Origin of the sequence: Actinoallomurus sp. CA-142502 (assembly GCF_050936355.1) — a bacterium.
GTDB classification, from domain to species: domain Bacteria; phylum Actinomycetota; class Actinomycetes; order Streptosporangiales; family Streptosporangiaceae; genus Actinoallomurus; species Actinoallomurus iriomotensis.
Genome location: NZ_JBNJMY010000001.1, coordinates 3,273,187 through 3,291,403, shown reverse-complemented (window position 1 = coordinate 3,291,403; position 18,217 = coordinate 3,273,187). Strand labels below are relative to the sequence as shown.

Genomic DNA, 18,217 nt, shown 5'->3' with positions numbered 1-18,217 from the left:
GCCACATTTCCCTTGCCGTACGGCGTCAGGTCGAATTCACCCGACCGTCGAACAGGGTCCTGACCTGGGGAGATCGTGATCGGGCATACATTTCCGAACTGATTGCCTCCCCGTACGAGACGAGGAAGAAGCTTGGGGCGAGCGCGGCCGCCGACAATTTCCGGGCAACAAAAAGGGACGTCACGATCGACGTCCCTTTTACGGAGCGGCCTGACCCCCTAGGTCAGCGCCGGTTCGCGGTCGTTGGCGCTCAGCGCCATGACTTCGTTGTCAGCGACCGCCGCGAGCGCGTCGTTCTCGGTCTGGAGCCGTACGAGTTCGGCCTCCAGGTCACGGACACGTTGCTGAAGGCGCCGCATCTCCGCAACCATGCGGGGGTCCGGACCGCCGACGTGGCCGAGTAGAGCCTTCGCCATGATTAAGGGTCCTCCACGCTGAGTGACCAGCAGGAATGATCGCGCACATGAGAGCCGAATAGATGCGCGTAACAACTAGGGTCGCACCGGCGCGAGAGCCGGTCAAGACGGATGTCACAGACGCGTAACAACCTGTCTATACGAGTTTAGCAGACTTCCGGGGACGATCAGCGTTCGATGAACCCGTTAAGATCCCCACGGGGTTCGCTCCACCGTTCGGCGACGCCTGTGACCATTCCCGGAGTGCCGCCGCCGCGCAACAGCGCGAGCAGATCGTCACAGGCCGTGCGCGCCCCTTCGGCGATCACTTCGACGCGCCCGTCGGCCAGATTGCTCGCCGAGCCGGCGAGGCCCAGCTCAAGCGCCCTGGAACGTACCCACCAACGGAACCCGACGCCCTGGACGCGACCGCGGACCCACGCGGTCAGCCGTGTCTGCTCATCCACCCTCCGGGATCCTAGTCACGTCGACGGAGCCGATCACGCACGGACGCCCACGGGGCGCGAGAGCGGATTGGAACGATCCCGTACAGCCGCCTGACCGGCGATTTCGCCGACTGTAAGCGGGGTTTCGTCCGGACCGCCGGCCAGGACGGGCCGTCGATTAGCACTCCGGGCGAAACCCGGCAACCCGTCCGGCCGATGCCCCGTGACCGGACCCGGACGCCCGTACCGGGCCGCCCGGAAACCGCTTCTTGATCGACGACACTGGTTCCGGCGGTTGTGGGCCGAAGGCTCAGTAGCGGGCTCGGCGGGGGCGGGGCTGGCAGGTGGGGCAGGTGTAGGAGGAGCGGTTCATGAACGCGTCGCGGCGGATCGGGTCGCCGCAGCGTGGGCATGGCTCGTCCTCGCGGCCGTACGCGTTGAGTGATCGTTCGAAGTAGCCGCTCTCGCCGTTGACGTTGACGTACAGGCTGTCGAAGGACGTGCCGCCCGCCAGGAGGGCGGCCTCCATGACCTCGCGGGCGGCCGCCAGCACGCGCATGGCCTCCGAGCGGTTCAGGGTCTCCGTCGGCCGGGCCCAGTGCAGCCGGGCCCGCCACAGCGCCTCATCGGCGTAGATGTTGCCGACGCCGCTGATCAGTGACTGGTCGAGCAACGCGCGTTTGATGCCCGTGCGGCGTCTCCGCAGCGCGCGGAAGAACGCCTCCTCGTCGAACGCCTTCTCCAGAGGGTCCGGGGCGATGTGCGCGATCGGCAGGGGCACGCCGTCGGTCGTCTCGGTCAGCATGAGGTGGCCGAACGTGCGCTGGTCGATGAACCGCAGGTCCGCCCCGCCGTCGGTGAAGGTGAACCGCGCGCGCAGGTGCTTCTCGTACGGCCGGTCCGACTCGCCGACGATCAGCTGGCCGCTCATGCCCAGGTGGGCCAGGAGCGACTCGTCGTCGCCGACCGGCAGCCAGAGGTACTTGCCGCGCCGGCACGCGCCGGAGACCACGCGGCCGGTCAGGCGGGCGGCGAGGTCGGAGGGGCCCTCGGCGTGGCGCCGGGCCGCGCGCGGGTGCAGGACCGTGGCGGACTCGATGGTCCGCCCCGCCACCCAGCGTTCGACGCCCCGGCGTACGACCTCGACCTCGGGCAGCTCGGGCAACGACGGCCTCCTATTCGGGGCGGGTCGCGGACTGCTCGCGGATCGCCGTCCACGCCGCCTCGGCCGCCTGCTGCTCGGCCTCCTTCTTCGAACGTCCCTCGCCACGGCCGTACTCCACGCCGCCGACCGAGACGACGGCACGGAAGCTCTTCTGGTGGTCCGGGCCGCTCTCCTCGACGTGGTATTCGGGCACGCCGAGTTCTTCGGTGGCGGTCAGCTCCTGCAGAGAGGTCTTCCAGTCGAGTCCGGCGCCGAGGCTGGCCGAGCGGGTGATCAGGGCGTCGAAGAGCCGGTGGACGAGCGCGTCGGCGGCCTTCAGGCCCTGGTCGAGGTAGACAGCGCCGATCACGGCCTCGAGCGTGTCGGCGAGGATCGACGCCTTGTCGCGGCCTCCGGTGCCCTCTTCGCCGCGGCCGAGGCGGATGTAGGCGCCGAGGTCGAGCTGGCGGGCGACGCCGGCGAGCGCCCGCATGTTGACCACGGCGGCCCGCAGCTTGGCGAGCTGGCCCTCCGGCAGGTCCGGGTGGCCGCGGAACAGGGTGTCGGTGACGATGAGGCCGAGCACCGAGTCGCCGAGGAACTCCAGGCGCTCGTTGGTCGGCAGGCCGCCGTTCTCGTACGCGAACGAGCGGTGTGTGAGAGCGCGTTCGAGCAGCGCGGGGTCGGGGGCCACGCCGAGGGCGGCCTCGAGTGCGCTGCGGTCGGTCACCGAGTGATCGGACTTCATGCTGTCCTCCCCGGCTGGGAGGCGCCATTGACGGGATTCACGATGTTTCCTCCGCGGAAGGTTCCGCGAGGGCGAGGTGCACGCCGGGTCATCCCCCGGCGTCCGCCACGGCCTCGGGCGAGTCTTCGTCGCGAGACGGGCGGGGGCGGCTCGCCGCCGCCCCCGAGAACGTCGTCAGAGACTGTCAGAGGCCTCGTGAAGAGGCCCGGACAGGCTCTCAGGCCACGTCGATGACCTGACGGCGGTTGTAGGTGCCGCAGGTCGGGCACGCGGTGTGCGGCAGCTTCTCGTCGCGGCACTGCGGGCAGCGCACGAGCGTGGGCGCCTGAGTCTTCCACTGCGAGCGACGGTGCCGCGTGTTGCTGCGCGACTTCTTCCGCTTGGGTACGGCCACGTCAGCCCTCCTGGTCTTCTTGTCGTTGATCCAACATGCCCTGCAATGCCGCCCACCGGGGGTCGACGGCGTCGTGGTGGTGATCCGGCTCGGCGTCGGCCAGCCGGACCCCGCAGTCCGAGCACAGTCCGGGACAGTCGTCCCGGCACAGTGGGGACAGCGGCAGTGCGAGCACCATCGCGTCCCGGACGACCGGCTCGAGATCGATCAGATCTCCCTCGAGACGGCGTTCGTCGTCTCCGGCGTTCTCGCCGGAGCGAGTGTCGTCGTAGACGTAGAGCTCCTGGAACTCGACCTCGATCGACGAGGTGAGCGGATCCAGGCAGCGCGCGCACTCTCCGGAGAGAGCGGCCCGCGCCGTACCCGTGATGAGTACGCCCTCCAACACCGCCTCGAGCCGGATGTCCAGCTCGACGTCGGCGCCCTCGGGAACACCGACCATCTCGACGCCGAGATCCGCCGGAGCCGGCACGGTGTAGGAGTCCTTGCGCATCGATCCCGGCCGGCGCCCCAGCGTGCGCGTGTCGATCACGAAGGGGTCGCGGGGATCGATGCGTGTCAGGTCGTTCCTGCTTCCGTGAGGCATGGCGCATCACCGCCGTCGGGCAAGGTCGATTGGTTAGGTTACCGAACGCGGGCCCGCATCCCCAACTCGGCGGTGGTTCAGCCGCCGGTCAGGACTCCGCGAAACGGCGGGCGAGCCGCTGCTGCACGGACTCGGGCACCAGTCCGGACACGTCTCCACCGTACTGCGCTATCTCCTTGACGAGGCTGGATGACAGGAAGGAGTAAAGCGGATTGGTGGCCATGAACATCGTCTCGACGCCGGCCATCTGGTGGTTCATCTGGGCGATCTGCAGCTCGTAGTCGAAGTCGCTGACCGCGCGCAGGCCACGGACGATCACCGGGATGCCGCGCTCGCGGCAGAAGTCGACGGTCAGCCCGTGGAACTTCTCGACGGTGACGTTGCCGTACTCCTTCGTGACCTCGCCGATCATGTCGACGCGCTCTTCGACGGTGAAGAGACTCTTCTTGGAGATGTTGATGAGTACGGCGACGACGACCTCGTCGTAGAGGCGCGACGCGCGGCTGATGATGTCGAGATGCCCATTGGTGACGGGGTCATAGGAACCCGGACAGACAACACGGCGCACGAGGTGAGTCCCCTCTGCAGGAAGTCGTCAGTGGCCTGCGGCGTGACCGTACCAAAGCGTGCCCTCACCGTAACGACGGGCCCTGCTCTCGGTATACCCGGACGGCCAGGTGACAGGCGCGCCCCGGGTGGCGCGTTCGACGGCGACGAGGGCGCCGGGCGCGAGCCAGCCGTTGTCGCGCAGCGCCTCGAGCACGAGCGTCACGGTGTCGTCGGCCACGGCGTACGGCGGGTCCGCGAAGACCAGGTCGTACGGCTCCGCCGGAGGCTGCCGCAGCACCCGCTCGACGCGGTCGGCGACCACTTCGGCGCCGGGCAGGCCGAGGGCCTCGACGTTGGCCCTGATCACCCTGGCTGCGCGCGGCGACGACTCGACGAGGAGGACGTGGGCGGCGCCGCGGGACAGCGCCTCCAGACCGACCGCGCCGGACCCGGCGTACAGGTCGGCCGCCCGCAGGCCGTCGAGGTCGCCGAGCAGCGAGTGGACGGTCGCGAACAGTCCTTCCCGCGCGCGGTCGCTGGTCGGCCTGGTGTCGCGGCCGGTGGGCACGGTGAGCCGCCGGCCGCCGGCGGTTCCTGCGATGACTCGGGTCACGCACTCAGTGTGGCCCAGCGGGCCGGCCTCCCGGTTCACCCGCCGACCACGGAGCGCTGTGAATTATTGACAGATCGCCGTCAAAGCAATTTTAAAAAGCTACTTGTCGTGACAAACTAATCGCTGACCGTACGGCAGGCGCTCCTCGGGCCTCCCTCCCGAGACATGCGGTGATGGGGGCGTCACCTCCGCGGACGGCCCTCCCGACCTGGAGATCCCTGTATGCGAAAACGCACGAGACTGGCCACGACCGCCGGTGTGACGGTCCTGGGCTTCACCGCCATGAGCGGCATGGCCCAGGCCGAGACCGGCGGGCCGAACCTCTCCCTCGATCTGCCCGGCCCGCTGGGCAAGACCGTCGACGGCGTGACCAAGACCGTCGACGGGGTGGTCAAGCAGACGACGTCCGGCACGCGGAGCTCCGCGAAGCCTGCCCTCCGGGTGGACCTTCCGGTGCGCGTACGGCTGGGCGCCCCGCAGCGGTCCGGCGGCGGCGACAAGCCCGGCCACTCCGGCCCCGAGCTGAAGGCGGGCCTGAAGACGTCGGTCAAGGCGTCGACCGACGGCGTCCGGGCGAACGTGAGCCTCCACCTGTGCGCCCACCCGCCGCAGCAGTGCGGGCCGGTGCCGGCTCCGCCGAGCCCGATCCCGCCCGGTCCGCCGACGCCGCCGCCGGCCCCGCCGGTCGGCAACCCCACGCCGCCGGAGGCGGCCCCGCCCGGCGCCGCCGCTCCCGCGACGAACGCCCTGACGGTCGTCGGCGGCTCCCTGCCGTTCACCGGCGGCCCGATCGGGGCGCTCGCGCTGCTCGGCGCCACCGCCGTGCTGACCGGAGCGGCCGGCGTCGCCGGCTCCCGCTTCCGGTTCGGCCGCGACGCCTGACTCAAGCCCTGAGACAGGCCCTGAGGGCGTCCCCGCATGCGACGGGGGCGCCCTTCGGCGTTCTCGGCGGCCTTAGGTGTACTCGCGCTCGATGCCGTCGAGCAGCCAGCGCAGCCCCTGTTCGAAGTCGGACTCGGCGGCCTGGACGTCGCCCCGGAGCAACGGCGCGATGCTCGTGAACTCGCCGCTGTCGATCAGCTCCCGCAGGTACGGCTGGAAGGCCGACCAGCGGTCGGCCTCGTCGGGGCCGGCGCGACGCGTGATCTCGCGTTCGCGTGCCTCGCGGGCGGTGAAGCCGAACATGTAGTCGTCGACGGCCTCCATGACCTTGAGGGCCTCGCGCGGTTCGAGCTTGAGGCCGGCCAGGGCCCCGAGCGCCTGGTCCAGGTGACGTAGGAGGTTGGGCCCGACCATGGCGTGCGCCCGGTGTTTCGCCATGTCGACGATCCAGGGATGCCGGAGGCCGACCTCTCGCTCGCGCCGGGCGATCACGGTGATCGCCTCCCGCCAGCCGGAGGGCAGCTCGTCGGTGATCAGCACCTCGCCGGCCACCTGGTCGGCCATGAGGTCGAACAGGTCGTTCTTGCTGTCGATGTAGGTGTAGAGGCTCATCGTGCGCGCGCCGAGCGCGGCCGCGACCCGGCGGATCGACACGGCGTCGGCGCCCTCGGCGTCGGCGATCTCCATGGCCGCCTCGACGATCGCCTCACGGGTGAGGGTGCTCGCTCGCCGCCCGCGCTGACGTGCCCAGATCGGCACGTGCTCGTCGTCGCGCTCCCCTTGCTCACCGGTTCCGGATGTCACGCTCGGGATCGTACCCGTACGCCGTAGCACCTCTTCGATACGCCGTACGAATAACCGATACGCCGTACGGCCAAGGTGCTACGGTGTACGGAGAATCGATACGCCGTACGGACCTCATGGAGGCGGGATGACGGCACGATCCGGCCGGCCGGCGGAGACCGGCCTCGATCCGGAACTGCGGCGGCTGGCGGTCGTGGTCGTGCTCGGCGCGATCATGACGATCCTCGACTCGACGATCGTCAACGTCGCGGTCAACACGCTCGGCCGCGACTTCCACACGTCGCTGTCCACGATCCAGTGGGTGCTCACCGCGTACACGCTGGCTCTCGCCGTGACGATCCCCGTCACCGGCTGGGCGGTCCGGCGCTTCGGCGGCCGGACCATGTGGATCGCCTCGCTGGTGCTCTTCATCACCGGCTCGGTGCTGTGCGGGGCCGCCTGGTCCGTGGGCAGCCTGATCGCGTTCCGGGTGGTCCAGGCCGTCGGGGGCGGCATGCTGATGCCGGTCGGGCAGACGATGCTGGCCGCCAAGGCGGGCCCGCGGCGGATGGGCCGGGTGATGAGCGTCGTCGCGGTGCCGGCGATGCTCGGCCCGGTGGTCGGGCCGGTGCTCGGCGGGATCCTGGTCGACGACCTCGCGTGGCGCTGGATGTTCTTCATCAACGTCCCGGTCTGCGCGGTCGCCCTCGCCGCGGCGTTCGCCTGGCTTCCCGCCGACACCGAGCGTGTACGGGACGCGCGCCTCGACATGCTCGGGCTCGTGCTGCTCTCCCCCGGTCTGGCCGCGCTGGTGTACGGGCTCGCGCAGGCCGGCGGCGGGCACGGGGTGAGCGACCCTCGCGTGTACGGGTGGGTGGCGGCGGGCGCCGCGCTGATCGCCGCGTTCGCCGCTCACGCGCTGCGGCGACGCGAGCGCGCGCTGGTGGACCTGGGGCTGTTCCGCGACCGTGCCTTCACGACGTCCGTCACGGCGATGTTCGTCTACGTCGCCGCGGTGTTCGGCGTGATGTTCACCTCACCGGTGTTCTTCCAGGCCGTGCGCGGCGACACGCCGCTGCGCGCCGGGCTCCTGCTCGCCCCGATGGGCATCGGCGCGATGATCACGATGCCGGTCGCCGGACGCCTGACCGACCGCGCCGGGTCCCGGCTGCCCGCCCTGGCCGGACTGGTCCTCGTCCTGGCCGGGCTGGCCTTCTTCACCCGGCTCGACGCGCACACCGGCACGCTCGCGCCGGCTCTCGCGATCTTCGTGGTCGGGCTGGGACAGGGCACGATGATGCCCTCGCTGATGGCCGCGGCGTACCAGCGGCTCGATCGCGCGGCGGTCCCGGCCGCCACGGCGGCGAGCAACATCGTGGTCCGCGTGGGCAGTTCGTTCGGCGTCGCGGCGCTGGCGGTCGCCCTGCAGATCTACCTCCGGCGCGGGTTCCCGGCCACGGGCGGCAGCGTCGCGTCGGCCGCCGCGGTCCGTACGCCGGACGCCCTCACGCGCCTGGCGCACGCCTTCGCGCACGGCTTCTGGTGGGCCCTGGCCATCGCGGCGGTCGCGCTCGTCCCGATCGCGCTGATCCCCGGCCGCCCCCGCGACGGTCTCTCAGTAGTCGAGGGCGACGGCGCCGTCGCTGAGCCGCTCGACGACCGCGTCTAGGTCCTCGGCGTGGATGAGGGCGCCGCGCAGCCCGTACACGAACGCGGCGCCCTCGAACCGCTCGGCGGTCCGGCGCATGCGCTCGGCCTTGCCGGGGTCGTCGCCGATGAGGTCCTCCGCGCCGGGCACGTCCACGACCAGGAAGGGCCGGGGTCCTTCGTCGGCGATGCGCAGCCGCGCCACGCGCTCCCAGGGGACGAAGACGTCGTAGCCACGGCGGGCGAAGACCCGCAGCCGCAGGCCGTCGGCGGTGAAGACGGGCGGGTCGCGCAACAGCCGGAACTCACCGCGGGCGAGCACCGCCATCACGGCCGCGGAGGCGAGCAGTCCGAAGGCGAGCACGGGGAAGAAGACGAACACGATCGTGGTGGAGGGTTCGCGGGAGAGCCGGTTCATCGTGGCCACGAGGTACCCCACCATGACCAGGACGACGAGGGCCCCTGCGGCCGAGACGGCCGCGACCGTGGCGGTCAGGTACGCGGGCGCGGCGGCGACGGGAAGCCGGAAGTCGCTCTTCTGCTCCACTGCGGGAGGGTATCGGCAACCGTCCGTTCCCTGCCATGCCCCGCGCCGACGATCACTGAATCGGTAGCCGGCTCAGCGCGAGGAAGCGTTCGACGAGAGCGTCGGTGAACTCCTCCGGCACCGGATGCCCGGTCACCAGCACGCGGTAGTACAGCGGGCCGACGAGCTGGTCGACGGCGAAGTCGAGGTCGGTGTCCGGGGGGAGCTCGCCGCGCTCGACGGCCCGCTCCAGGGGCAGGCGGTCGAGGGCCCGCTGCGGGCCCAGGCACTCGGCGCGGAACCGGGCGGCCACCTCCGGGTCGTGCTGGGCCTGCCCGGCCAGCGCGCGGAAGACGGCGCCCGGGGCGGTCCGGGTCAGGAAGCGCGCCGACCGGCTGAGGTGGGTGCGCAGCCGGTGTTCGAGGTCGCCCTCGTCGGACGGCGTCAGATACTGGGCCATGTCGTCGACGAACGCCTCGATCAGGACGTCGACCTTGGAGGACCACCAGCGGTAGATGGTCTGCTTGGCCACGCCGGCCCGTGCCGCGATGCCCTCGATCGTGACGCCCGCGAACCCGCGTTCGACCAGCAGGTCGTCGGCCGCCTCCAGCACGGCCTGGCGCGCCTGCTCGCTGCGTCCGTGCCGGTTGCCATGGTGTGCCGTACGGGACGGCCCGCCCTCGCTCATGTCCGTACTCTAACGAACGCTAGACAAGACGCACCGTCGCGTCTACTCTAGCCGCCATGACGATCACCCTTCACACACCACGGGTCGACAAGACGCTCGACCGGCTGTTCGCCGAGGCGAGCCGCGACGACGAGCGCCCGGTCGGCCGCACGTCCGGCACCGCGCAGGAGCTCGCCGACGCACGCGAGGAGCTCTACATGCCGATCTCGCGGCCGGGCGGCGAGCTCCTCTACGCGCTCGTCCGGGCCTGCCGACCGGAAACCGTCGTGGAGTTCGGCACGTCGTTCGGGATCTCCACGATCTGCCTCGCCGCCGCCGTCGCCGACAACGGCGCCGGGCGGGTCTTCGGCACCGAGATGAGCGCGGCCAAGGTCGCCGCCGCGCGCGCCAACCTGGAGGAGGCGGGGCTCTCCGGCGCGACGACCGTCCTCACCGGAGACGCCCTCGAAACGCTGGCGGACGTGCCCGGGCCGATCGGCGTCGTCCTGCTCGACGGCTGGAAGGACCTGTGCCTGCCGGTGCTGCGGCTGCTCGAACCCCGGCTCGCACCCGGCGCACTGGTCGTGGCGGACGACATCGACCAGGCGAGCATGGCCGGCTACCTCGCGTACGTGCGGGATCCGGCGAACGGCTACGTCAGCGTGGCCTTCCCGGTGGAGGACGGCATGGAGGTCAGCTGCCGGGCGGCCTGACCGCCCCGGCGGCGGACCGTCAGGCCAGGGCCCAGCGCGCCTCGGCGCGCACGCCCGCGTCCGGGTCCTTCAGGGCGGCGGTCAGCGCCGTACGGGCGTAGTGGCGGTCCGCCGCCCAGGTGCCCAGCGCCCGCACCGCGCTCCGGCGGACGGACACGATCTCATCTTCCAGCACGCTCGTCAGCGGGCCGATCGCCTCACGGCTGTCCAGGCCGCCGAGCGCGGTCACGGCCCGCCGGCGCACGCGCCAGTCGGGGTCGGTCAGCGCCACCTCGCCCAGTTCGGCGGCGGCGCGGAGCGCTGCGAGGCCGCGGACGGTCTGCGCCCGTGCGGCGTCCTCACGGCTCAGGGCCCGGGCGTAGATCTCCCAGGCGGCGGCACGCATGGCGCGGACGAGTTCGGCGGCGACGGCGCGGACGTACGGGTCGGGGCCGTCGGACTCGGCGGCGACGAGGGCGCGGACGCCCTCTTCGCCGATCAGCACCTCGGTCTCGTCGATGAGGGCGTCGGCGGCGGCGCGGCGTACGCCGGCGTCCGTGTCGGTGAGGGCGTGGGCCAGCCGGTTGCCGGCCTCCTCGCCGAGTGCATGACCCACGGGCAGGTCGACGACGGTCACATGATCCTCCGGAGCGGATGTGGCGATCGGGCGCGGGGCGATCAGCGGCGACACAGCGAGCTGGCCTGCCGTCGGAGGTCGACGTGGAGGCGTGCGATCAGCGGATCTCTCCGGTACACATCCTCGATCGTGAACCAGGAAACCTCTAATGTCAATCGAATTGGTAGGGAACTCAGGCCTTCTCGAGGTACTCCGCGCGCTCCTCGTCGACGAGCGTGGCCAGCTCGGCCGCCAGCGCGGGATGGTCGCGCAGCTCCGGATCGGCCTCCACGAGCGTGGTCGCCTCGGCGCGGGCCTCCTTGATGATCTCCTCGTCGCGCAGCAGCGTGAGCAGCCGCAGGCTCGACCGCCGGCCGGACTGGCTCTCGCCGAGCACGTCGCCCTCGCGCCGCTGCTCCAGGTCGATGCGGGACAGCTCGAACCCGTCGAGCGTCGAGGCGACCGCGTCGAGGCGCTCGCGGGCCTTGGACTCCTCCACCGCGTCGGTGACCAGCAGGCACAGGCCCGCGTGCCGGCCGCGCCCGACCCGGCCGCGCAGCTGGTGAAGCTGGGAGACCCCGAACCGGTCGGCGTCCATGACGACCATGACCGTGGCGTTGGGCACGTCGACGCCGACCTCGATCACCGTGGTGGCGACCAGGACGTCCAGCTCGCCCGCCGCGAACCGGCGCATCACCGCGTCCTTCTCGTCCGGGTGCATCCGGCCGTGGAGCACGTCGAGCCGCAGGCCGTGCAGCGGGCCCTCGGTCAGCTTGGGCGCGACGTCGAGCACCGCCAGGGGCGGCCGCCGTGCGCCGTCGTCCTCCGGGCCGTCTTCGGGGACGTCGTCCGGTGAGGAGGAGGAGGAGGAGGGCTCCTCGTCGCCGATGCGCGGGCACACGACGTACGCCTGGCGCCCCTTGGCCGCCTCCTCGCGGATGCGCTCCCAGGCGCGGTCCCAGTAGGCGCGGTTGCCGGACGGCACGACGTGCGTGGCGATCGGCGAACGGCCGGCGGGCAGCTGGGTCAGCGCCGAGGTGTCCAGGTCGCCGTAGACGGTCATCGCGACCGTGCGCGGGATCGGCGTCGCGGTCATGACGAGGACGTGCGGGCGGCCGCCGGTGGCCTTCTCGCGCAGCGCGTCGCGCTGCTCGACGCCGAAGCGGTGCTGCTCGTCGATCACGACGAGACCCAGGTCGGCGAACTGCACGTGCTCCTGGAGCAACGCGTGCGTGCCGACGACGATGCCGGCCGAGCCCGAGGCCGCGTCGAGCAGGCCCGCACGGCGCGCCTTGGCGCCCTGGGAGCCGGTCAGCAGGGCGACGCGCGTGGCGTGCTCGGCGCCGCCGAGCTGCCCCGCCTGGGCGAGCGGCCCGAGCATCGCGACGATCGAGCGGTGGTGCTGCTGGGCCAGCACCTCGGTCGGCGCGAGCAGCGCCGCCTGCCCGCCGGCGTCCACCACCTGCAGCATCGCGCGCAGGCCCACGACCGTCTTGCCCGCGCCGACGTCGCCCTGGAGCAGCCGGTGCATCGGGTGGGTGCGGGCCAGGTCGGCCGCGATCTCGTCGCCGACGGCGCGCTGGCCCTCGGTCAGATCGAACGGCAGCCGCGCGTCGAACGCGGCGAGCAGCCCCCCGGCGGCCGGCGGCCGGGGCGTCGCGGCCAGCTCGGCCGCCGCGCGCCTCCGCCGGGCCAGCGCGGTCTGCAGCACGAACGCCTCGTCCCACTTGAGCCGCTTGCGCGCCCGCCCCGCCTCGGCCATGTCCCGCGGCCGGTGGATGCCCTGGTATGCCTCGGACAGCCCGATGAGCCGGTGGCGTCTGCGCACGTGCTCGGGCAGGGCGTCGTCGCCGAGGTCGGCGGCGTCGAGGAGGATGCGCACGCAGTCGGCGATCTGCCAGGAGGTCACTCCCTTGGCCGCCGGGTAGACGGGGATCAGCTCCTCGGCGAACTCGCGGGCCGCGCCGGTGAGGTCACCGCCGGCGAGCGGTTTGTACTCCGGGTGGACGAGCTGCCGCTTGAGGTGGCGGCCAGAGCCGAAGAACGACACCTTTCCGGCGAACAGCCCGTGGGTGCCCGGCGGCAGCTCGCGCTCGGGTATGTAGGCGCCCTTGCCGAAGAACGTGAGGGTGAGCAGGCCGCGGCCGTCGGTGACGGTGACCTCGAGCAGGTATCCGGGCCGCTTGCTGATCTTGCGTCCCTGGATCTTCTCGACCTCGGCCAGGACCGTGACGTACTCGCCCTCGGCGAGGCTGTCGAGGTCGGTCAGCTCACCGCGCTGGGCATAGCGCCGCGGATAGTGGCGCAGCAGATCACCGGCGGTCTCCAGGTCGAGGGCGGCGAGCCTCTTGGCCGCCTTGGCCCCCACCGCCTTGACCAGTGGCTGCTCGAAAATCGTCACGGAACCCTTCCTCCAGCCATCCAACAGCCAGGTACCGACAGTTCTACCGGCTCCCGGGCCGTGACGTTCCCGAACCGCCCCCGAGTCACTCGACGCCGATGAGCAGCGGGTAGCGCTCCTGCCCGCCCTCGTACACGACGATCTCCACCTCGGGCCTGCGCAGGTGCTCCCGTACGGCGTCGGCGAGGCCGCCGGCCGCCTCCCCGGTGATCAGTGTGACGAGCTCTCCGCCCCCGGACAGCATCCGCTCCAGGACCCGCGTCGCCACGTCCGCCGGGTCAGCGCCGATCACGGCCACGTCGTCGTCGATGAGCCCGAGTGTGTCGCCCGCACGGCAGATGCCCGCGCTCGTGACGGCCTCCTCCTCCGCCGTCTCGAGGCGGCCGAACCGCGTCGCGCCCGCCGCGCTCGTCATCGCGATCACGTCGTCGTCGAAGCGCCGCAGCGGGTCGTGCACGGCGAGCGCGGCGAGCCCCTGGACCGACGCGCGCGACGGGACGACCGCGACGCGAACGCCGTCCTCCCGTGCGCGCTGCGCCGCCGCCTCGGCGACCGCGAGGACCGCCCGGTCGCCCGGCAGCACGGCGACCTCGTCACCGGCCTGGACGATCGCGGCGGTCAGCTCGGCCGGCGACGGCAGGCCGCCGGCCTCACGGCGTACGGCACGGGCGCCGTGCTGCTCGAACAGGGCGGTCAGCCCCGCACCGAGGGTCACCGCCACGACGCCGCGCCCGGCGGTGCGCGCGTGCCGGTCCACGTGGGCCTGCAGGTAGGTCACGCGGATCCCGTGGGGACGGCCCGCGCGGACGGCCGCCTCGATCGCCGGGCCCGCGTCGTCGGTGTGCACGTGGACGTTCCACAGGCCGTCGCCGCCGACCACGACGAGGGAGTCGCCGAGCCGGTCGAGCTCGGCGCGCAGTTCGGTGACCTCCTGGTCGCCGGCGTCGAGGAGGAACATCACCTCGTAGGCGCCGCCGTCCGGCGCGCTCCCGGGCTCGCAGGACGCCGTCTCCCGGGGAGCCGTGCGGCGCGGCACCGCGTACGACTGGGGGAACTCCTCGCTGGCGACGGCGGCGAGCGTCTCGAGGATGACGCAGAGCCCGGCCGCGCCCGCGTCCACCACCCCGCTGCGGGCCAGCACGTCGAGCTGCCCGGTCGTCTCCTTGAGCGCGGCGCGCGCGTGCTCGGCGACGGCCCAGGCGACCGCGCCCGGCGCGCCGTCGTCCGGGCAGGCGTCCGCGGCCGCGCGGAGCACGCTGAGAATCGTGCCCTCGACCGGGTGGGCGACCGCCCGGTCGGCCAGCCGGGAGGCGTGCCGCAGCGCCTCGGCCGGCCGGCCTCCGCCGCCCAGGATCTCGGCCAGGCCGCGCAGGATCTGGCTGAGGATCACCCCGGAGTTGCCCCGCGCGCCGATCAGCGCCCCGTCGGCGAGGGCGCGCCAGGCCGAGGCGGCGTCCGCGTCTTCGGGCAGCCGCTCGACCGCCTCGGAGGCCGCCAGCACGGTCAGGTGGAGGTTGGTGCCGGTGTCACCGTCCGGCACCGGGAAGACGTTGAGCGCGTCGATCTCCGCGCGGGTACGGCCGAGGGCGTCCGCCGCGAGCCGGCTCCACCGCCGTACGCCCGCGGCGTCGAGAAGGTCTGCCACGCCACCTCCCATGGTCATCGTCGGCCACACGGGTGTCGGGTGGAACTCCGTCCGGCCGCGTGGCGGCCCCTAGACTTACCGGACTCCGGGCGGCTTGGGTAACCCGGCGATTCGCACCCACGGGGCGAGGTCGGCTATCCTCTACCGAAGGCTCGGTCCGGGCCTCCTTTGACGAGCGCCCGATCCCGGGCCATCCCACTCGAACCTTTGGAGCGCATCCATGGCTTCCGTCTGCGACGTCTGCGGCAAGGGGCCGGGGTTCGGCATGCAGGTCTCTCACTCGCACCGCCGCACCCCTCGCCGCTGGAACCCGAACATCCAGCGGGTGCGTGCGGTCGTCGGCCGCACCACCAAGCGCATCAACGCGTGCACGTCCTGCATCAAGGCAGGCAAGGTCACCCGCCCCACGGCGCGCTGACACCACGTTCGTCGGCGCCCCTGCGCCACCACGGACTCTGCTCTCACCGGGCAGTTGCGAACGGCCGGCCCTCCACACGGGCCGGCCGTTCGGCATTGTGTCCGAGCTCTCGACAGAACCGTTAGCCGGCCTTACCGCGGGCGATGTAGAGGTTCATGCCGGTGAAGTCGAGGGTGACGTTGTAAGGCTTGTAGAAGCAGTGGGACAAGTGGGCCCAGATGTCGATCCCCCAGGGCTGGGTGAGCGCCATTTGCGAGGTCACGTTGCAGTAGGCCTCCTTGGCGGTGGCGTCACCTAGGCGGACCTCCTTCGGGTAACAGGGGTAGGCGACGACCGGGTGGCTGTGGGCGGCGGTCTCGAGCGGGCGGTCCTCGTCGGTGCGGATTCCGAACTGCTCGGCCGTTTCCCCGGGCATGCCCGCGGCGATCTCGCCGTTCCCGCCGAGGTTCACGGCCATCACCCGTGTTCCGGAGCCGTCGATGCTGCCCGTGCTGTGCACCATGTGATCGAACGCCAGCCACAGCGGCAGGGGGGCGGCGCCCGCTCGCTTGGCCTTGGCACGTACCTTCTTGGCCGTCGCGGGGGTCGGGCGGCGCAGGATCAGCGACCGGCCCGCGTAGTCGAAAGTGGTCAGGTAGTGGTAGAAGAACCACGTGCCGATCATGCCGTCGTTGGTCACCGGGGGGACGTCTCCGCCCGACTCCAACTCCGACCACGCCACCGGCACGTTCCGCACTTCGATGTCGCCCAGCTTGATCGAGTCCAGCACTCCGTAGGACTGCCAGATGCTCTGGCCTTCGAAGTCGCTCTTCTGCTTGTACACGGGGGTCGGCCCGGCCTCCTTGGCGGTCGTCGCCGTCATCTGCAGCCACGGGGAGCCGGTGTAGAACGAGAAGTTCTTCGTCGGTCCGCCGTTGACCGAGACCTCTACCAGCGGTTCCGGGTCCATCTGCTGAAATGGCAGCTGCGCGAGGTCGCCGTTGATCTGATAAGTCTCGCCGCTGAGTGCCCCGAACCATTTGGCGTAGCCCTCGTCGCCGGTCGCTTGCCAGCATGGTGCGGCGAGGGAGTACTTGTCCTGCCGGATGTAGCAGTCGCCCAGGAGCTTGTTGGTCTGCTTGTCGCCGGGCTCCAGCTTGAGGGCCATCGTCAGGTACTTCTCGGCCTCGGGGAACCGGTTGCTCAGTAGCCCGACATAGCCGCGCTGGCGGGCCGCGTTCAGGTTCGTGGGGTCGGTTTTCAGGATCTCCTCGTACGCGCGGCCGGCTTCCTCGAACTTCCCGGCCTTGAACAGCGCGTCCGCATCACTGCTGCTGGCGGCTCGCGCCGGGGCCGCATTGCCCAGCAGCGGCGCCGCTGCGGCGGCACCGGCCACCACGGCGGCGCCCCGAAGCAGCGAACGCCGGTCCCATTCTCCGTCCTTGGCCACGGCCTTCTCCTTCTCGTGAACGCATCTTCGAAGCCGGGGCCCGATGCCATCGGCACGGACCGCTGTGGTCCGTGCGTCCACTGAAATCGGAAGAGTGTTGCGGTGGCATATGCGATTTTCGATACGCCCGCGATACAGGTGATCCCCGGCAACGCGCGGATGGCGAACGCCGGTGATCTTCCAGGTCCCGGGTCGATGGTTCCGTTCGCACGGGGCAGGATGGGAGCGTGAGAGTGGTGGCGATCTCCGACACGCACGCACCCCGGCGGTGGCGGGAATGTCCGCCCGCGGTGGCCGAGCACCTCCGTGGTGCGGACCTGATTCTGCACGCCGGTGACGTGTGCGTTCCCTCGGTGCTCGACGAGCTGGCCGCGTACGCCCCGGTGAAGGTCGTGCTGGGGAACAACGACGGTCCGGAGGTCGCCGCCTGGGGTGCGCCGGAGACCCTGGAGTTCGACCTCGACGGGCTGCCGACGGCGATGATCCACGACAGCGGCCCGGCCGCCCGGCGCACCGCGCGGATGCATCGCCGCTTTCCCGAGGCCGCGCTGGTCGTCTTCGGGCACTCCCACATTCCGCTGGACGAGACCGGCGACGGCGTCCGCGTCTTCAACCCCGGCTCCCCCACCGACCGCCGCCGGCAGCCGCACGGCACGATCGGCCTGCTCCACGTCGAGGACGGCCGCCTCCTCGATGCCGAGATCGTGCCGGTGACCTGAGCGTCGCTCGGGGCGGGGTGCGCGGTCCGGTCGTCCCCGGAGTCGTGCGTGGCCGGGCGAATCCGACCACGCGGGACCGCACGGCGTGACCGGATGACCACAGGAGGTCTCCGGGTCAGCGGCGCTGGAGCCAGCCGTGGTCGACCGGGCCGATGCCGGCGCCGAGGGGGAAGCCGTGCTCGATCGCCCCGGTGACGTACTCCTTGGCCCGCCCCACCGCGCTCACCACGTCCTGGCCGAGGGCGAGGTGGGAGGCGATGGCCGAGGCGAGCGTGCAGCCGGTGCCGTGCGTGTGCCGGTTGTCGTGCCGTTCCGCCGCGAACCGGTATTCGCGCGTGCCATCGAACAGCAGGTCCACCGGCTCTCCGGGCAGGTGACCGCCCTTGATGAGCGCCCATCGCGGTCCGAGCGCGCGTACGGCCTCGGCCGCCTCGCGCAGCCCGCTCTCGGCGACGACCTTGACTCCGGTGAGCTGCTCGACCTCCCAGAGGTTCGGGGTGACGACCGTCGCGAGCGGGAGAAGCTCCGTGCGGACCGCGCCCAGCGCTCCGGGGTCCAGCAGTGCGTCACCGTGTTTCGAGACGCCCACGGGGTCGACGACGACCGGTGCGGTCACCTCCGACAGCACGGCTGCGACCGTCTCGACCAGAACGGCCGAGGCGAGCATCCCGGTCTTCACGGCCTGGACGCCGATGTCGGAGAGCACGGAGTCGAGCTGGGCGCGCACGGCCTCCGGAGGGAGTTCCCAGTAGCCCTGGACACCGAGGGAGTTCTGGGCGGTGACCGCCGCGATGACGCTCATGCCGTGCACGCCGAGGGCGAGCATCGTCTTGAGGTCGGCCTGGATGCCCGCTCCGCCGCCCGAGTCGGATCCGGCGATCGTCAGCACGCGAGGAGGAGTCATGGGCCAAGCGTAC

Annotated in this window: 21 protein-coding genes; 5 read left to right on the top strand and 16 right to left on the bottom strand. The window is 71.7% G+C overall.

What is annotated here, in order from left to right; genetic code table 11:
* Positions 1–218: 218 nt before the first annotated feature.
* The 8 genes from ACQEV1_RS16010 to rsmD form a co-directional block, all read right to left on the bottom strand.
* Positions 219–416: a hypothetical protein gene (locus ACQEV1_RS16010; RefSeq protein WP_285569113.1), complete on the bottom strand. Its 198-nt coding sequence runs from the start codon at positions 414–416 to the stop codon at positions 219–221.
* Positions 417–583: 167 nt separating this feature from the next.
* Positions 584–862, bottom strand: a complete 279-nt coding sequence (locus ACQEV1_RS16005) for an acylphosphatase (RefSeq protein ID WP_285569116.1) — start codon at positions 860–862, stop codon at positions 584–586.
* Positions 863–1,151: 289 nt separating this feature from the next.
* Positions 1,152–2,006: a bifunctional DNA-formamidopyrimidine glycosylase/DNA-(apurinic or apyrimidinic site) lyase gene (gene mutM, locus ACQEV1_RS16000; protein ID WP_285617767.1), complete on the bottom strand. Its 855-nt coding sequence runs from the start codon at positions 2,004–2,006 to the stop codon at positions 1,152–1,154.
* 10 nt (positions 2,007–2,016) lie between these two features.
* The gene (rnc, locus tag ACQEV1_RS15995) at positions 2,017–2,733 is read right to left on the bottom strand and encodes a ribonuclease III (protein ID WP_285617769.1); all 717 of its coding nucleotides are present in this window, start codon (positions 2,731–2,733) and stop codon (positions 2,017–2,019) included.
* Positions 2,734–2,950: 217 nt separating this feature from the next.
* The gene (gene rpmF, locus ACQEV1_RS15990) at positions 2,951–3,127 is read right to left on the bottom strand and encodes a 50S ribosomal protein L32 (RefSeq protein ID WP_285569124.1); all 177 of its coding nucleotides are present in this window, start codon (positions 3,125–3,127) and stop codon (positions 2,951–2,953) included.
* A 1-nt stretch (position 3,128) separates the two neighbouring features.
* On the bottom strand, positions 3,129–3,713 hold the full coding sequence (locus ACQEV1_RS15985) for a YceD family protein (RefSeq protein WP_285617771.1): 585 nt from the start codon (positions 3,711–3,713) through the stop codon (positions 3,129–3,131).
* 88 nt (positions 3,714–3,801) lie between these two features.
* Positions 3,802–4,281 carry a pantetheine-phosphate adenylyltransferase gene (coaD, locus tag ACQEV1_RS15980; RefSeq protein WP_285569128.1) on the bottom strand — a complete coding sequence of 160 codons (480 nt, stop codon included), beginning with the start codon at positions 4,279–4,281 and terminating at the stop codon, positions 3,802–3,804.
* Positions 4,282–4,308: 27 nt separating this feature from the next.
* Positions 4,309–4,875 carry a 16S rRNA (guanine(966)-N(2))-methyltransferase RsmD gene (gene rsmD / locus ACQEV1_RS15975; protein WP_433394581.1) on the bottom strand — a complete coding sequence of 189 codons (567 nt, stop codon included), beginning with the start codon at positions 4,873–4,875 and terminating at the stop codon, positions 4,309–4,311.
* Between the two features lie 222 nt (positions 4,876–5,097).
* On the opposite strand from rsmD, the gene ACQEV1_RS15970 reads away from it, so the two are divergent.
* Positions 5,098–5,757: a hypothetical protein gene (locus ACQEV1_RS15970; protein ID WP_285617774.1), complete on the top strand. Its 660-nt coding sequence runs from the start codon at positions 5,098–5,100 to the stop codon at positions 5,755–5,757.
* Positions 5,758–5,829: 72 nt separating this feature from the next.
* On the opposite strand, the gene ACQEV1_RS15965 is transcribed toward ACQEV1_RS15970, so the two are convergent.
* Positions 5,830–6,561, bottom strand: coding sequence for a TetR/AcrR family transcriptional regulator (locus tag ACQEV1_RS15965; RefSeq protein WP_433394580.1), 732 nt, complete (start codon positions 6,559–6,561; stop codon positions 5,830–5,832).
* 127 nt (positions 6,562–6,688) lie between these two features.
* Here ACQEV1_RS15965 and ACQEV1_RS15960 point away from each other — a divergent pair, with 127 nt between their 5' ends.
* Positions 6,689–8,209, top strand: a complete 1,521-nt coding sequence (locus ACQEV1_RS15960) for an MDR family MFS transporter (protein ID WP_433394579.1) — start codon at positions 6,689–6,691, stop codon at positions 8,207–8,209.
* On the opposite strand, the gene ACQEV1_RS15955 is transcribed toward ACQEV1_RS15960, so the two are convergent.
* Positions 8,156–8,734, bottom strand: a complete 579-nt coding sequence (locus ACQEV1_RS15955; protein ID WP_433394578.1) for a hypothetical protein — start codon at positions 8,732–8,734, stop codon at positions 8,156–8,158. The genes ACQEV1_RS15960 and ACQEV1_RS15955 overlap by 54 nt on opposite strands.
* A gap of 52 nt (positions 8,735–8,786) precedes the next feature.
* Positions 8,787–9,401, bottom strand: a complete 615-nt coding sequence (locus ACQEV1_RS15950) for a TetR/AcrR family transcriptional regulator (protein WP_433394577.1) — start codon at positions 9,399–9,401, stop codon at positions 8,787–8,789.
* 56 nt (positions 9,402–9,457) lie between these two features.
* Between ACQEV1_RS15950 and ACQEV1_RS15945 the strand changes: the two genes are divergently transcribed.
* Positions 9,458–10,093, top strand: coding sequence for an O-methyltransferase (locus ACQEV1_RS15945; protein WP_433394576.1), 636 nt, complete (start codon positions 9,458–9,460; stop codon positions 10,091–10,093).
* 19 nt (positions 10,094–10,112) lie between these two features.
* On the opposite strand, the gene ACQEV1_RS15940 is transcribed toward ACQEV1_RS15945, so the two are convergent.
* From ACQEV1_RS15940 to ACQEV1_RS15930, 3 genes are all read right to left on the bottom strand, one after another.
* Entirely contained in the window at positions 10,113–10,709 is a 597-nt protein-coding gene (locus ACQEV1_RS15940; RefSeq protein ID WP_285617783.1) for a HEAT repeat domain-containing protein, read from the bottom strand.
* A gap of 172 nt (positions 10,710–10,881) precedes the next feature.
* Positions 10,882–13,089, bottom strand: a complete 2,208-nt coding sequence (recG, locus tag ACQEV1_RS15935; RefSeq protein ID WP_433394575.1) for an ATP-dependent DNA helicase RecG — start codon at positions 13,087–13,089, stop codon at positions 10,882–10,884.
* A gap of 85 nt (positions 13,090–13,174) precedes the next feature.
* Positions 13,175–14,734, bottom strand: coding sequence for a DAK2 domain-containing protein (locus tag ACQEV1_RS15930; protein ID WP_285617786.1), 1,560 nt, complete (start codon positions 14,732–14,734; stop codon positions 13,175–13,177).
* Positions 14,735–14,954: 220 nt separating this feature from the next.
* On the opposite strand from ACQEV1_RS15930, the gene rpmB reads away from it, so the two are divergent.
* The gene (rpmB, locus tag ACQEV1_RS15925) at positions 14,955–15,152 is read left to right on the top strand and encodes a 50S ribosomal protein L28 (protein WP_285569164.1); all 198 of its coding nucleotides are present in this window, start codon (positions 14,955–14,957) and stop codon (positions 15,150–15,152) included.
* A 121-nt stretch (positions 15,153–15,273) separates the two neighbouring features.
* On the opposite strand, the gene ACQEV1_RS15920 is transcribed toward rpmB, so the two are convergent.
* The gene (locus tag ACQEV1_RS15920) at positions 15,274–16,581 is read right to left on the bottom strand and encodes a tetratricopeptide repeat protein (RefSeq protein WP_433394574.1); all 1,308 of its coding nucleotides are present in this window, start codon (positions 16,579–16,581) and stop codon (positions 15,274–15,276) included.
* Between the two features lie 227 nt (positions 16,582–16,808).
* Here ACQEV1_RS15920 and ACQEV1_RS15915 point away from each other — a divergent pair, with 227 nt between their 5' ends.
* A complete protein-coding gene (locus ACQEV1_RS15915; RefSeq protein WP_285617788.1) occupies positions 16,809–17,300 on the top strand; it encodes a metallophosphoesterase family protein in 492 nt (163 codons plus the stop codon).
* 115 nt (positions 17,301–17,415) lie between these two features.
* Here the strand turns inward: ACQEV1_RS15915 and thiD are convergent, their stop codons facing one another.
* A complete protein-coding gene (gene thiD / locus ACQEV1_RS15910; protein ID WP_433394573.1) occupies positions 17,416–18,204 on the bottom strand; it encodes a bifunctional hydroxymethylpyrimidine kinase/phosphomethylpyrimidine kinase in 789 nt (262 codons plus the stop codon).
* Between the last annotated feature and the right edge of the window lie 13 nt (positions 18,205–18,217).

Coding starts and splice junctions, on each gene's coding strand:
- ACQEV1_RS16010 (WP_285569113.1), bottom strand. CDS start 416: ATGGCGAAGGCTCTACTCGGCCACGTCGGCGGTCCGGACCCCCGCATG.
- ACQEV1_RS15960 (WP_433394579.1), top strand. CDS start 6,689: ATGACGGCACGATCCGGCCGGCCGGCGGAGACCGGCCTCGATCCGGAA.
- rnc (WP_285617769.1), bottom strand. CDS start 2,733: ATGAAGTCCGATCACTCGGTGACCGACCGCAGCGCACTCGAGGCCGCC.
- ACQEV1_RS15970 (WP_285617774.1), top strand. CDS start 5,098: ATGCGAAAACGCACGAGACTGGCCACGACCGCCGGTGTGACGGTCCTG.
- ACQEV1_RS15950 (WP_433394577.1), bottom strand. CDS start 9,401: ATGAGCGAGGGCGGGCCGTCCCGTACGGCACACCATGGCAACCGGCAC.
- ACQEV1_RS15945 (WP_433394576.1), top strand. CDS start 9,458: ATGACGATCACCCTTCACACACCACGGGTCGACAAGACGCTCGACCGG.
- ACQEV1_RS15985 (WP_285617771.1), bottom strand. CDS start 3,713: ATGCCTCACGGAAGCAGGAACGACCTGACACGCATCGATCCCCGCGAC.
- rpmB (WP_285569164.1), top strand. CDS start 14,955: ATGGCTTCCGTCTGCGACGTCTGCGGCAAGGGGCCGGGGTTCGGCATG.
- thiD (WP_433394573.1), bottom strand. CDS start 18,204: ATGACTCCTCCTCGCGTGCTGACGATCGCCGGATCCGACTCGGGCGGC.